Genomic DNA, 12723 nt, shown 5'->3' on the forward strand with positions numbered 1-12723 from the left:
CTGTGGTTTGATGAATTCATCAGTAGAGGGTGGTTTGTTGCTGTTACGGCTGTTTTTATCCAGACGGGATCTTAGTTCTTTGACTTCGGCCTGAAGGACATCTACCTGTTCATTAAGGGCAACAACCTGCTCCTGAAGGGTGGTAATTGTTGCGCCCATCACACAGAACAGTTTAAATACTTCTTCTGGGTCGTTTTTACAGAGCTCAATAAATTGCTCTTTGTTCATCGCAGTTCACTTCCCGGGAAAAGAGCTTTATGGCTTATTATGGTTGGCTCCAGCAACTGTCTAATCATGGTTTAAGCGTACCATGAAAAGTGGTTTGTGTCTAGTAAAAATATGGCTATTTCGCGATTTTTTTAGTGTTTTTTCGGTTTTCAAAGAACAAATGGTAAAAATTTTAATAGGTTATGCCTGAGTAGTAACAATTATTTTGATAAAATCTTAAGGGTAACGCATATTTCAACAGTTACTTAAGTGAATTCCTCTCTATTACTTAAATTATTTTTGCTATAGCAATGGCTGTTAAAATAGCATTATACTCACATCAAAATATATAAAGCTAGGTTAATGAGACAAAATTTTTGATATTTATACCGCATCTGATGAGGGTTTTTGTAATTCATATAGATAGGAGTTGATATTATTTCTATTTGCTATCACTCATAAAAGGGGATCCTGTTAAAATTTTAGACAATCTGCTAAGGTAGAAGGGGCTGAGAAAGTCCCGGAAATCGGAGGCAGAAAATGGGAGAATTCAGACGGAAGTATGATGAAGAATTTAAGAAAAACGCAGTAAAGCTATCCTATGCCAGCCCCAGGACGGTTAAGGAAATAGCAGAGGATTTGGGTATCCATGAGAACCTGCTCTACAACTGGAGGCGGAAATACACAGCAGACGGTGACAAGACCAAGTATGCCACGCTTGAAGAAGAAAACAGGGATCTTAAAAGGCAACTTGCCGAGACCAAGATGGAGCGAGACATGTTAAAAAAAGCAGCGGCCTACGTGTGTCACGAGGAAACACGACAGCAATAGGAGTGTTTCGGCTCCACAAAAGATGAGGGTATGGCCCCTCGGAATAGCTATGCAGGTAGAGATTCCAAATCACCTTAAGGTGCCATTGTCAAAAGCAATGGTATTGAGCGTTAAGGAAAAGGCAAAAATGAAAATTTGCCAGATGAGTGTTATGGAGATGAACGCAAGTGAACCACCGAAGACGCTTCGAAAAGCTCAGAAGCTGTCAAAACCAGTAAGGTAGGCGATACTGGGATGAGCTCAGAGGAAACCTGTCTACTGACTGAGCGGCAGCCGGAGTAAAGGTGGCATGAACATAGCACAGGCTTTTGTGGGGAACGTGAGAACCTACCACCTTGATGTGAAGGGAAAAGTCTAAAGTAAACAAACTTACAAGGATGAAAGTACCGATGCAAGGTGAAATAGGGACGGAATAGCCTGTAGTAGTGATGAAATTCCTGTAATGGGAACAGAGCGAAGGGGCTATGTTATCCGGTTTTGTAATTTAGTCAACCAGCGAATTGGGAGGAACTAATTGCACAAAACGAAGTCGTTCGACATTAGCAAACAGATGGTGTATCGAGCATATAAGCTGATTAAGGCAAATAAAGGCGCAGCCGGTGTGGACGATATGTCGCTGGCCAAGTTCGACGAAAATATGCAGGACAACCTCTACAAAATATGGAACAGGTTGGCCTCAGGGAGCTATATCCCTCCGGCGGTTAAAGCGGTAGAAATACCGAAGAAAGCAGGAGGAACAAGAACCCTTGGCGTGCCGACAGTAGCAGACCGCATTGCTCAGATGGTTGTCAAAACCAGCTTTGAGGCAAAAGTGGACAAACACTTTCTTCAGGATTCATATGCTTACCGGCCGGGCAAGTCAGCACACGGAGCCCTAGAGGTGACGATGAAAAGATGCTGGGAAAAGGACTGGGTATTGGAATTTGATATCAAAGGTCTTTTCGACAACATCGACCATGGATTGCTGATGAAAGCGGTTTACAAGCATACAAACTGCAAATGGGAGCTGTTATACATCGAACGCTGGCTAAAAGCGCCCATTCACAGGGTTAACGGACAAACAGGGTCCAGGCAATGCGGTGTTCCGCAAGGCGGCGTAATCAGCCCCCTGCTTTCAAACCTGTTTCTCCACTATGTCTTTGACTACTGGATGACAACCAAATTTCCCGATAACCCGTGGTGTCGCTATGCCGATGACGGAGTCGTGCACTGCAGTTCAAAGCTTCAGGCAGAATATATTCAACAAAAGCTGGAAAAGAGGCTAAAAGAATGTAAGTTGGAAATACATCCTGCCAAAACGAAAATAGTCTACTGTAAAGACTCAAACCGGCGGCAGAACCATGAAAACATCCAGTTTACCTTTTTAGGCTATACATTTAAACCCCGAAAAGCGAAAAGCCCTAAGGGGGATTCTTTTACCAGTTTTCTGCCGGCAATCAGCAAGCAGGCAAAACAAAGTATCTACCAAGAGGTTAAAAGATGGCGGTTACTTTGGATGACCAACAGCAGCATGGTTGATATCGCGGAAAAATTCAACCCTGTGATCAGGGGTTGGTTAAACTACTTTGGGAAATATGGCAAGAAAGAACTGGCCAGAGTATTAGAACATATCAATTTTCACCTTATCCTTTGGGTTAAGCGAAAATACAAGAAGTTTAAGCATAAACACAAAGGAGCAATAAAATACCTGTCAAATTTTGCTGCCTATCAGAGCAGCTTATTCGAGCACTGGAATGTAGGCATAATGCCGAGGGCTGGATAATAGGAGCCGTATGACATGAGAGTGTCACGTACGGTTCTGTGAGGGGCTGAAGGTGAAATTCCTTCGGTCTACTCGACTTCGCGAAACACTAAAAATGAAATATGAGTTCATCAAGAATAACCCTGAGCATCCGGTTGCGAAGTGGGCCGAGATCCTGCGAGTTGAAAGAACAGGCTATTATGCCTGGGTCAATAGACAAGAAGCCTTAGAGAAACGAGAAGAGCACCTTAAAAAGGCCATCAAGAAAGAGTTTGAAGCAAGCCGGGGGACATATAGGCCAGACAGGATAACGATTCAGTTGCGTAAAAAAGGCGAACACATTGGCCGCAAGAAATGTGCTGAGTACATGGCAGACTTAGGGCTTGATTCCTGTCACAACAAACACCGGAAAAGGAGTCTGACCAACAGTAAGAAAGCCCGTGGTGAAGGATATCCCAACATTTTAAGGGATCACTACTTTCCGCTAGTGCCGAGGATGGGCTTTTCGAGTGATATCACTTATCTGAGAACAGGCGAAGGATTTCTTTACCATTGTGTAATAAAAGACATCGTGACCGGAGAAGTGCTGGGAGACCATCTATCGGACAGGATGACAAAAGATTTGGTCATCAACGCGATCCTTGCTATGCTTGCCAGACACGAACTGGAAGAGGGATGCATCTTTCATAGCGACAGGGGCAGTCAATACACCTCACAAGCGGTCATGGGATTATTGAAGCAGTATGGTTTGTGCCAGAGTTTCTCTCGCGTAGGTATGCCGGCTGACAACGCATGGGTGGAAAGTTTCTTTGCCACTATGAAGAAAGAACTGATCCACCGTACGCATTACGAAACCAAAGAGTCCGTAAAAGAAGCGGTGTTTGGGTATGTATATTGCTTCTATAACGTGAAGAGGATACAGAAGAAACTCGGTTATATGTCACCGGGTGAGTATCTCGGATCACTTAGAACAGAGAGATTGGCTGCAGTAGCTTAGCAAATTGTCTATAAAAAGGTTGATGTCCCAAACCTGGAAAAATAGACAGGGTGAGGGGAGGGGGATAGATACTGATAAATAGCCTGAAAAATATTTAGTTTGAGTATTAGTTAAATACTTTGATAAGGGAGCTCATAAAAAATGATTAATTTGAAAAAGTGTCTAACCCTATTTTTTGTAATCGTTTTTATTCTGATGTTGGTAGCTGGATGTGGGGCAGATGAAGTGGTTGAAGAACAGACAGATGAAGTAGCTGATGATATTGATGTAGAAGATTTTCCTCATAAAATGATTAATTTTATTCTTGGCGCAAATCCGGGATCAACGCCTGATTTTTTAAGCAGGGGACTAGCAATACGCTTGCAAGATATAAATGATGTACCTGTGATCGTAACTAACCTGGTAGGCGCTAACCACATGATCGCTTGTGAAGAAATTCGCAAAGCAGATCCTGATGGACATTCATTATGGATTACAATTGCTCAAACATTTGCCCAGCATGTATTTGTTGGTAATATTGAAGAAGAAGAGTTATTTGATATAGAAATATTTGGTATTTTGATTTATGACCCTTCAGCGATAATTGTGGCTAACGATTCGCCAATAAAAGATTTTGGAGATTTGGTGGAAAAGGATCTTGTCAGGTTTGGTGATGGTGGGAATCAAAGTGGAGGTGTTCCTCCTACTGTAATGCTTTTAAACGCTTTGGGTATAGATTTTAAATTTACCCCCGGATATACCAGTGCTGAAATGTTTACAGCTGTTTTAGCTGGCGAACAAGAATTATTAAACCGTTCTCCTGGTTTCCTCTACAGGCAAGGCATGGAAAATGATTTTAGAGTTATTGCTGTATATTCCAAGGAAAGGCATCCTTTATATCCGGATGTTCCTACCCTTTTTGAACTTGCAGAAGAGTACGGTTTTGAGTGGGAAGACAATTCCATGTATCATAATGCTTATTTCATAGCAGCACCTCCAGGAACCCCAGAGGCTATTGTCGAAAAACTTCAAAAAGATATCAAATATATTATGACAGAGGATGAAGAATTTATTAATTGGGCAACTGAAAATTATGTAATAGGTGATATGTACCCCGAGATGATTGACAAAGAAGTGGCCATATCGATGGTCAAACAGTTTATTAATGATTATGCAAAAATTGCTGATACTGTTGCAGGGCAATTAGAGTAAGCTTAAATCGCAGCAATAAATATTAAATATATTAATGAGTTACTTCAAGTGATTGAAAAGTGTTATGGAACAAGATTTATATTATAGCACTTTAAATCGTGACCTGGGAGGTTATCAAATCTTTCACAGTCGTAAAACTATTTTTGAATAGTTTGTATTCGATTAATAGAAGTTTGATAACCTCTTAGCTAATATTGAAATATAAAGAATTAACTTATTACTTGTCTTTTTGTTAAATATTATTATGTTAAAAAGTAAAGTTGCTTTTTATGGGTAAGTCTACTTGTGTGAATTAATATGGGTCAGCATAATCAGACGGGATAGGAGAAGATGAAACAATGGAGAAATGGATACTAGCTTTTGATATTTTTTTTTCTATCGATATAATATTTGCATTAGTAATGGGTTCATTGGTGGGCGTGTTGTTTGGGATTATTCCGGGCCTCGGTATCAGTCAGGCTATGCTTATTACATTGCCTTTTACTTTCACGCTGGAACCTTATACAGCGGTTGTATATTTTGTTTCAATTCTAGTTACAGCTTCTGTGGGAGGTTCAATTCCCGCAATCTTAATAAATGCTCCAGGAACCCCTGCAAATGTAATATCCACGCTTGATGGTTTTCCTTTTTCCCAAAGAGGTGAAGCACTAAAAGCAATATACTTATCAATTATTTGCTGTTTTTTGGGGACTATCATAGGTGCTATCCTTTTGGTGCTATCGATCCCTGCATTAAGAGCTATTATTCTGTCTTTCCAAACACCCGAAACCTTTTTATTGATACTATTTGGCATAAGCATGATATCTATTGTTTCAAAAGGTAATACATTTAAGGGACTTGCCGCAGGATTAATTGGAATTTTATTATCATTGATTGGTCGCAGTTATGTATTCCCTATAGAAAGGTTTACAGGTGGTTCGATTTTTCTCTATGAAGGTATACCGCTTGCTGCTGTCATTATTGGTGCTTTTGCTTTAACAGCGGCGGTTTCGATGAGTGGCACGAAAAGAATATCTTCCGATAGTCAAAATAAATTTTTACTCGAGTCAAATAAATTTGGGGTTTTAAAAAGTGCTATTAGGGAAATAATTAAGTATAAGTGGGTAGTTTTACGAGGCGGAATAGTAGGAGTAATAGGTGGACTAATTCCTGCAATTGGTGGTGGCACATCAGCTTTTATTCATTATTTTCTGAGTAAGCAGCTTTCAAAAAACCCCGAATTATTTGGAAAGGGTTCCCCTGAAGGACTAATCGCCGCTGAGGTCACTAATGATGCAAAAGATGGTGGCGCACTTATGCCTACAATGGCATTTGGAATACCTGGATGTGCTAATACTACAGTTCTGCTAGGCATACTGGCTATTTTTGGAATCCCGATTGGCTGGCATCTACTGGAGAGCAGTACTGAGATAGTGTATTTAATGGTATTAACAATGCCTTTTGCACAAATAGCTGCTTCTCTCATAGTTTTCTCAATGGCAAAGCAAGTCCATAAGATTACAAACCTGAATACATATATAATTATTCCTTTCATTATTGCCTTTGCCTTCATTGGTACTTTTGTTTATCGGAGCAATATCTGGGATTTGCCAATCGCAGCTTTAATTGCATGTCTTGCATATGGAATGATGAAATTTGATTTTCCTGTTATCAGTATGATTATTGGGTATATCCTTGGAGTAAGAGCTGAAAGAACTTTCATAATGTCGTTAAAAATTTCGGATGGTAGCTTGTTGGTATTTCTACAAAGCCCTATTTGCATTGCTCTTATTATAATTATAATTGGCGTATTTTTTCTGGATGCCATGCTGGGTATGAAAAGAAAGAAAAACGAAAAAACACAAGTTGAATCTGTAAATAATGAAAATTATAAAAAGCAGATATTTAATAAAAGCAAGCCAAATGTCGGCTCGATTATATTTATGGTGTTTTTAATTATTGTCTTATCTGTATTCCTTTTATCTTCGTTATCATATAGCTATGATATGCGAGTGTTCCCGATTATTTTATCAACTATTTCTATCGTATTACTAATATTGCTTATCATTTCAGAATTCTCACCGCATCTTAAAAATTTAATCAACCGCTTAAGTGGTTCTTTAGCTTCATTAGAAGAGCAAGCAAATGAAAAGGCTGAAGACAAATTGCCTAGTAAAACTGTGCAGAAAAATAATGTAATAGTATTATTAAGTATTATATCATTATCGATTGCAGTAATTATTTTTGGGTACTTTATACTTGTACCATTTCTATTTGTATATATATTGAAACATGATAAGAAAATGTTGAAGCCAGCTTTAATATTTTCAATAATCTTGTCGATGGTGATTTTTGTAATGGCCACATTTGCAGTCATACCTATGTGGTCAGGAATTATTCCGGAGGTTATTCCTAATTTTTTAGGTGGGGAACAGATAACTCCATTTTTTTAAGGCTATGATGGTCGTCAATCTATAAATGGTTATTTAATTTTATTAGATAAGTTGATAGCTGATGTTATCAAATAAATTATTTGTAACGACTGGTTGAGCGAGATTGGAATAGAAAGTGCTATATTAAAAGAATATCAATTGTTGGCCTTTCACCCTTTGTATTCATACCATGTGTTCAAGGGAGCAAAGCAGGTCATTCTACATTATAAAAATATTTTGACTAATATATGAAAGGAAACTTAGCTGATGAATTATAAATTAATTAATCATGATATTCTTTACAATGATGAACCTTTAGGATTATATCCGATGCATTTGTTTAAAAAAGTTGACAGGCCAACCAATAATATACCGGGTCCTGTCAAAAAAAGAAGTCAGCTGGAAAGTGCCTCATCACTGGCAAAACAAGGGGTTTATGGCGAGAAAATCAAGAAAGAATCTGTTCATGTTATCGAGAAATATCCTATTGGAGCAGCCTTGTTTGAGGTACGAAATCACATAAAAAAAATAAAAGAAGTAAAGAATGCCGTTACACCTGCCAGAGCTCCTATTCCCAGTGATCCTAAAGTATTAAGCCGGCATTTTAAGAGCCTGGGTTATTTTTTAGGAGCTGATTTGATGGGTGTTTGCCGGATCCCTTCATATGCTATGTACCTTGATGATGAATTTGGCAACCCCCTTAATGTTTCCTTTGAGTATGCGATAGTATTCGTTTTAAGGAAACATCTTGGAACCACGCTGGCTTCTTCCGGTTTTGATTGGATCTTTGATTCATGTAGTATTCAAACATATCAGCTTCTGGCTGTATGGACTGAAACTGTAGCCAACTATATTCGGAGACTGGGATATGAAGCGGAAGCATCCAATATGAGAAACTACCTTAACTTAATGCCACCTTTATTACTCGAAGCAGGAATTGGTGAAATCAGTCGTATGTCGTTGGTAGTAAACCCATTTTTCGGAGGAAACTTCAAATCTGCAGCAGTTTTAACCAACCTTCCATTATATCCGGAGAAACCTATTGATTTCGGCCTTCAGGAATACTGTAGTAATTGTACAATATGTGCAGATAAATGCCCATCAGGGGCAATTAGCTTTGGAAATAAGGAGTTATTTAACGGATATGAAACTTGGAAGTTGGATAAGGAAAAGTGCATTCGGTTTAGCAGGCTTAATAAAAAGGGGAGCGTATGCGGGAAATGTACCAGATTATGTCCATGGAATAGACCAGATTCTCAGCCTCATCATTTCACAAGCTGGGATGGGGATATTAATGAGTTCTATAAAAGCATTAATAAAAGAGCAGATCTTCTTCGCAAAAATAATTATATTGATCCATCAGAATATACCCAAAAGTGGTGGTTCGATTTGGAATACATTGATGGGGAATTAGTTATACCTAAAACAAGCTTGGATAAGGTAAAGCTAGTTGATCGTACAAATTAATAAACTATGCACAGGTATTGTTTTATGATATAGAAATTATCTGTGGAAGGAGGAATGATCGAAAAATGAATTGTTAAATTGATATTACCCCGTTAAAGTAGACACGGTAAATGGCAAGATATCGATTGATTGCTTAAAATAATAAAGCTATGCTGCTCTTTGAAAACACAACTCATATTCTACCGGTGACATATAATTCATCGTAGAATGCAGCCTAACACGATTGTAGAATACCTCAATGTATTCAAATATCGCCAGGCGGGCATCCGTTCTGCTCTTGAAACGGGAACCATAAATCAATTCTCTTTTCACGGTTCCGAAAAACGATTCGATACAGGCGTTGTCGTAACAGTTGCCCTTTCTGCTCATGCTGGGCGTGATGCCGAAATCTTTAAGAGCCCGCTGGTAATCAAAGCTGGCATACTGCTTACCCTGATCTGAATGGTGGATTAGTCCCGCTGCCAGCCTTTTCCGACCCACAGCCTGCTTTAAAGCTTTTAGGACTAATTCACGGGTCATGGTTTGATCCATCGCCCAGCCGACAATTTCACGGTTGAACAAATCAACGATTGCTGCTAAATAAAGCCACCCTTCACCGGAAGGAATATAAGTGATACCTAAAACCCAGACTTGATTCGGTTTATCAGCAAAAAGTTCTGCTTCAAAAGGTTTCCGGTAACCGGAAAGGCATGCTTGGAATCAGTGGTTGCTTTAAACTTACGCTTGGTTTTAGCAACAATGCCATTTTTACTCATCAGTTTTGCGACCCGGTTTTTACTGCAAACAATGCCTTCTTTGTTAAGCTGCCGGGTAATCCGTGGGTAACCATAAGTTCGTCGTGAGTTCCGGTAGACTCGTTCAATTTCGCTTAATAATCTCTTATTGCTGCTTGATCTGCTGCTTTCCGACCTCTGTAACCAGGCATAATACCCGCTTCTGGATACTGCAAATACCTGGCACATCTTCTCCACTAAGAAATTCGAAGCGGTGCTTAAAGATAAAGCCAAAGACTTTTTTTGGTGTTTATTGAGACTGACTGTGGCCTTTTTAAAATCGCATTTTCCTCTTCTAAGTCAGCAATTTTTCGCTTCAGATTACGCAACTCTTCATCTTCAGGTCTCAGGTTGCCGCTGCCAGGGAAAGCATTGCCTTCAGACTCGCTGACTTGGCGGATCCACTTATAGAGTATGTTTAAATGAATCCCCAGTTCGTTCGCTACCGCGGCAACTGGCCTGTTATCCTTTATTACCAGGTTCACGACCTCTAACTTGAAGTCTTGATCATATCTTTTACGTCTCAACTATGGACACCTCCGGTGGATAGATTATATCAGCCATTCTCTGTGTCCATCAAATCGGGTTAAGGCCTAATCTACTTAAATATTATAGTAAAAGAATAACAGACGATCGAATATTGGTTTTATCAAAGGTGCAATAAACAAAATATTATTTAATGGAAGGAATGGTTATATATGCAAATTGAAAATATTAATACAGAGATTGTGAAATATCTTCCCCAGCTTAGTATTGACGAAAGGAATAGACGCTGGGATATTGTTAGGGAAAAGATGGCTTCGCGTCACATTGAATGTTTGCTGGTGTGGGGGAATGACATATTTTGGAGTATGGGGATGGCGAATATTAGATATATGACACAAATTGCCAGTAGACATGGCGGTTACCTTGTTTTTCCTTTATCAGGAGACCCGGTCGTATTCAATAGCCCTGTCCATATGAACAGACCAATTAACGGTTTCGCAGTTTCCCAGAACTGGGTTAGGGATGTCCGACCTAATACTGGTGCCGAGGAAGTTGCCAAGCTAATTAAATCAAAATGGAAAAATATTAAAAGAATCGGAGTTGTTGGGGGTATTAACGAGAGCACAAAAGATATCAGAACTTATCAGGATTATAAAAATTTTATTGCTGCCATGGACGGAGTCCAGATCATTGATGGCACATCATTATTAATCGAAGCAAGAATGATAAAAAGTGAAGAAGAACTTAGTTTTCTAGAAAAATCAGGCGCTATTGCTCTTAGCACTCTTAAAGTTATGATTAATGAATCAAAACCTGGGGTTAGGGAAAATGAGGTGCTAGCTGCTATGGTGCACAATCAGATAGCATCAGGAGCTGAAGCAGAAATATTCAATTTTCTTCACAGTGAACCAATCGAGGGATCGGATAAGATACGCCACCTTTTGCATGGTGTAGAGCAGAATATATCACCAACGCAAAGGCCATTGAATAAAGGTGATCTGGTATTAACTGAAATGCATACCAGCTATGGAGGATATCTAAGCGCTGCTGAGTTTTCAATATTTATTGGCAAAGCACCTGAGCAATTAAAACGAATCAGTGAAATTTGTATTCAGTGTCTTGATTCAGCTTTGGAGAAATTTAAACCAGGGTATACCCTGGCGGAAGTTCTCGAAGCCACGCGCCAACCTGCGCTAAAAGCCGGAATGGACTATCTCGAATTAGGTTTTCATGGACATGGATTAGCATCTCCTGAATTTCCTGCGATTGTTCTTAAACCGGGTGAAGGCAGAGTATATGATGAAAGCATGATATTACAGGAAAATATGGTTTTTGGCACAAACATTGATGTTTTTGATCCTGAATGGAAAAAAGATGTCGGTTTAATGTTTGGAGATACTGTAATTGTTAAAGATAAGCCAAAACTTTTAGTTAATACCCCACGTTACTTGCCAGAAAATTATTAATTTAAAGTGAATAAATGGCATTTTTAAGGCGATGATAGTCATATAATTTACTTGAAGCCATATTTTATAGTGATATTCATAAGGCGGTGAAATATATGCAAGATTATTTGGAACAAGTGAAAAAATTATACCAAAGTAAAGGCATAGGAAAAAAAATTGGCTTTGGAGAGAAACCTTCAATATTAGTAGTAGATTATCAACAAGGGTTTACTCATAAAATATGCCCTTTAGGTTCAGATTATGATAAAGAGATTGAGAATACGAGACTTTTATTGGATGCAGCAAGATATAATAATATTCCCAGGTTCTTTACGGTGAATGGGTTTAATGATATTAAAGATGCTGGTATATGGGGTGAAAAGATCGAATCCAATAAGTATTTAATCTTTGAGTCGCTATGGACATCACTGGATGACCGTTTGGGTAGATTAGAAAACGAACCTGTAATTAAGAAAAATTTTCCCTCTTCTTTTTTTGGAACATCCTTAATTACCAGACTCATATCAGCAGGTTCTGACACTCTGATAATAGTAGGTTGTACTACCAGTGGATGTGTCAGGGCTACTGTTGTTGATGCTGTTTCTCATGGTTTCCGGGTTATAATACCTGAAGAATGTGTAGGGGATCGTCATGAAATACCACACCGAGTTAGCTTGTTTGATATTGAATCAAAATATGGGGATGTAGTTACAACTGATGAAACAATAGAATATTTATACTCATTATCTATATAATAATTTGGTAACTACTCACCCTTAACGAGTTAGCAAGCAGTTCTTTGAAAATCAAATATATGAAATTATGCCTGGGGAATATAGGGATGACCTTGCAAAGCACCATTTATGGCATCTAAAACAGGAATCGAATTCTTTTTGGCCATGGAAATGTAGCCACGGATGCGGCAGAACATCTTTGCTCCCTGTTCGCTGCGAAAAACACCGGATATTTTCTGCTTGACTTTAACCATTCTGATATCCCGTTCAGCCTGGTTGTTGTCAAAGCTGACGTTATCATCATACATAAAGGCCAGGGCCTCGCCTTTATGTTCACTGAGGCGGTTTAGAAGATTGCGGACCTTGCCTTGCTTTTTTCGACCTCTTTTCTTCTGTGGCCTTTCTTTTGGAGGCGGGTTTTCCAGGTAACCTTTTTCAAT

Annotated in this window: 10 protein-coding genes and 1 pseudogene; 8 read left to right on the top strand and 3 right to left on the bottom strand. The window is 39.0% G+C overall.

Annotation, left to right across the window (positions count from 1 at the left end):
• Positions 1-228: DUF6444 domain-containing protein (locus SCJ97_11070; GenBank protein ID MDW7740575.1), on the bottom strand; the 228-nt coding region annotated here is incomplete at its 3' end.
• A 519-nt stretch (positions 229-747) separates the two neighbouring features.
• On the opposite strand from SCJ97_11070, the gene SCJ97_11075 reads away from it, so the two are divergent.
• From SCJ97_11075 to SCJ97_11100, 6 genes are all read left to right on the top strand, one after another.
• Entirely contained in the window at positions 748-1038 is a 291-nt protein-coding gene (locus SCJ97_11075) for a transposase (protein ID MDW7740576.1), read from the top strand.
• A 514-nt stretch (positions 1039-1552) separates the two neighbouring features.
• A complete protein-coding gene (ltrA, locus tag SCJ97_11080; protein MDW7740577.1) occupies positions 1553-2800 on the top strand; it encodes a group II intron reverse transcriptase/maturase in 1248 nt (415 codons plus the stop codon).
• Positions 2801-2852: 52 nt separating this feature from the next.
• Positions 2853-3776 carry an IS3 family transposase gene (locus SCJ97_11085; GenBank protein ID MDW7740578.1) on the top strand — a complete coding sequence of 308 codons (924 nt, stop codon included), beginning with the start codon at positions 2853-2855 and terminating at the stop codon, positions 3774-3776.
• Positions 3777-3917: 141 nt separating this feature from the next.
• A complete protein-coding gene (locus SCJ97_11090) occupies positions 3918-4967 on the top strand; it encodes a tripartite tricarboxylate transporter substrate-binding protein (protein ID MDW7740579.1) in 1050 nt (349 codons plus the stop codon).
• Between the two features lie 338 nt (positions 4968-5305).
• A complete protein-coding gene (locus SCJ97_11095; protein ID MDW7740580.1) occupies positions 5306-7399 on the top strand; it encodes a tripartite tricarboxylate transporter permease in 2094 nt (697 codons plus the stop codon).
• 246 nt (positions 7400-7645) lie between these two features.
• On the top strand, positions 7646-8845 hold the full coding sequence (locus tag SCJ97_11100; GenBank protein ID MDW7740581.1) for a reductive dehalogenase domain-containing protein: 1200 nt from the start codon (positions 7646-7648) through the stop codon (positions 8843-8845).
• 147 nt (positions 8846-8992) lie between these two features.
• Here the strand turns inward: SCJ97_11100 and SCJ97_11105 are convergent.
• Positions 8993-10145: pseudogene (locus tag SCJ97_11105) on the bottom strand (IS3 family transposase).
• Positions 10146-10316: 171 nt separating this feature from the next.
• Here SCJ97_11105 and SCJ97_11110 point away from each other — a divergent pair.
• Entirely contained in the window at positions 10317-11570 is a 1254-nt protein-coding gene (locus SCJ97_11110) for a Xaa-Pro peptidase family protein (protein ID MDW7740582.1), read from the top strand.
• A gap of 95 nt (positions 11571-11665) precedes the next feature.
• The gene (locus SCJ97_11115) at positions 11666-12304 is read left to right on the top strand and encodes an isochorismatase family protein (protein ID MDW7740583.1); all 639 of its coding nucleotides are present in this window, start codon (positions 11666-11668) and stop codon (positions 12302-12304) included.
• A gap of 65 nt (positions 12305-12369) precedes the next feature.
• On the opposite strand, the gene SCJ97_11120 is transcribed toward SCJ97_11115, so the two are convergent.
• A partial coding sequence (locus SCJ97_11120) for a transposase (protein MDW7740584.1) occupies positions 12370-12723 on the bottom strand: 354 nt, incomplete at its 5' end.

This window comes from Bacillota bacterium, from assembly GCA_033549065.1.
Lineage (GTDB): Bacteria > Bacillota > Dethiobacteria > DTU022 > DTU022 > JAWSUE01.

What these genes read in the sequence shown, in the direction of transcription:
- SCJ97_11090 (MDW7740579.1), top strand. Translation starts at nt 3,918, where the DNA reads ATGATTAATTTGAAAAAGTGTCTAACCCTATTTTTTGTAATCGTTTTT.
- SCJ97_11075 (MDW7740576.1), top strand. Translation starts at nt 748, where the DNA reads ATGGGAGAATTCAGACGGAAGTATGATGAAGAATTTAAGAAAAACGCA.
- SCJ97_11110 (MDW7740582.1), top strand. Translation starts at nt 10,317, where the DNA reads ATGCAAATTGAAAATATTAATACAGAGATTGTGAAATATCTTCCCCAG.
- SCJ97_11100 (MDW7740581.1), top strand. Translation starts at nt 7,646, where the DNA reads ATGAATTATAAATTAATTAATCATGATATTCTTTACAATGATGAACCT.
- SCJ97_11115 (MDW7740583.1), top strand. Translation starts at nt 11,666, where the DNA reads ATGCAAGATTATTTGGAACAAGTGAAAAAATTATACCAAAGTAAAGGC.
- SCJ97_11095 (MDW7740580.1), top strand. Translation starts at nt 5,306, where the DNA reads ATGGAGAAATGGATACTAGCTTTTGATATTTTTTTTTCTATCGATATA.